This window comes from Arthrobacter sp. 05T47 (assembly GCF_056395825.1).
On the sequence record NZ_JBFTKG010000109.1, the window covers coordinates 1 to 1,942 of the forward strand.

A 1,942-nucleotide genomic window follows, 5' to 3' on the forward strand; every position below is an offset into this window, starting at 1 on the left:
GTCCTGCCGTAGCGGACTCGCGTTGCGTGAAGATCCCGCAGGCGGCGCTGGGAAGGAACTGGCACAGGGTGCCGGAGCAGTGCCAGCCTCAAGCGCAGCAACAATTGCAGTCGCAGCCGGCTCCCAACGCGCATACAGTTCGGGAAAGGCAGACACCTGGACGGCTTGGGCAGCCAGACCCTTGTCCATGGCCTGCCAACCGGGGATGTCCAGCAGCCCCCGAGGACTGCCGCGGTTCGGCCCCGACGGGCCGCCGTAGAAGGCACGCGCGTTATAGGAGGGGTTCATCAGCTGCTCAACTGTCCCCCAGCCCGCCGCCGGACGCTGTTGGGCTGACCCGATCGAATCGTGGTCACGTCCGACTCCGTCATTAGAAAAGTGCAAGGAAGCCGGCACGCTGGGGTTTGCGAGCATGCGCAGACTTGACTCCTGCAGCGCCATCATAATGGCAATGATCTGCCCGGAGCGCGATATTCCAAGCTGCTTGCCGACCGCGATGTACGTCCGTGCAATGCTCTCCTGCCGAGGCGTCAGCTCGTAGAGCAATCGCCCAGCATTCCGAACTTCCAAGCCAGCACCAGTCACGTTAGGCGCAGTGGTCACCTCGGTGCCCTCTGGTGTACAAGCAACTGCGGATTGACGCGCCATACCAGTTATCGCAGCCACGCCTCCGGCAAATGCCACAGCGCCAACAAACAAAGCGAGGGAAGCGGCCGCCGATACGACCTTCAGCAATGTTCGGCGCCGGATTAGGCCTGGGACGGCCCCCACTGCAGCCACTAGTAGACGATTCTCTCTGCGGTCGCGTAGAAGGCAACCATGGCGCAGCGCCCAAATGGAGCGGTGGCGGCAGGAGGACAGTTGACCATCACCGTGACCGGTGCCGCATAAGCATTTCTGCCGTTGCTGGACTCGTCCACAACTTGCACCGTCACCGTGCAAACGTGAAGGCCTTCCCACGGGGCCGGATATTCCTGGACTTTGGCCAACTCAAGATCGCAACGCAGGGACTCTGCGGTGCCGCTTCGGCGAGCAGACTGACCTGCCAGCCTCGTGAACGTACCCGCTGTCACGCCAGTTCCCTCAAACTCCCTAACCAGTACAGATAAAGGATTGGATCCATCAGGCAGCAGCTCCCACCAAGACCGCACCTTGGCGTATACGTCCGAGTACGACGACGATCGACTGTCCCAGGAGTAGAGTCCCTGGGCTGCGGCTACAGCGAGCGCCCGGTAATCGCGGGTACGTGGCAAACCATCACGCGTTGCCTCCGCCGTTATGGCGGCCTCACTAGGACCTGCGGAGGGCTCCCCTCGTTCCGTGGAAGCGCCTGACGGCCTCGCCGTTGCCGGCGCGGCCGCGGACGTCGCTGGCGCGACCTGCCCGCTGAACCCATCGGAAGGCCAAAGTAGGAAGACTGCACTCATTATGAGCAGGACCATCAGCCCCGCAGCGAACCACTGCCGGCGGCCAACTCCTCGGAACCAACTCATCGCCCAACCCATTGTCGAACACCCATGACCTACAGAGCCGCTCTATTCACTTCGTGCTGAAGCACGCGCCAAGCCGCTCGGTACAACTGCCGGGCAAAGCCGATATTTACCGCGATGTACCTCTCAGTGACGCCGAGCTCACCGGCCAGAGCTGCCATCTGCACGGACCTATCCACTCCTCGCAGTCCCGGCCGGACTATGGTCTCCGCGACGCTCCGGAGGACATTCGTGGGCAGGCAGTTCGCAGCGCACCGGCAGAGATCGTCGACGCCCAATCCGGGTTCGGGCCGGCAGTTCAATGCCGTGTTGATTGTTTTAGCGGTCTGCCGAACGACAGTTACGGCGTGCCACCGACGCCGGTCTTGGGGAGACGGAGGTCCGTAGTGCCGAGGCCCAGTGAGACTGGAAACGGCARGCTTCCAGGTTTCCTCGCTGACGCTGCGCTGGAC

1 pseudogene is annotated in these 1,942 nt (G+C 62.8%); it reads right to left on the reverse strand.

What is annotated here, in order from left to right:
- Positions 1-546: pseudogene (locus tag AC1DEY_RS23050) on the reverse strand (hypothetical protein); the annotation flags it as partial.
- Between the last annotated feature and the right edge of the window lie 1,396 nt (positions 547-1,942).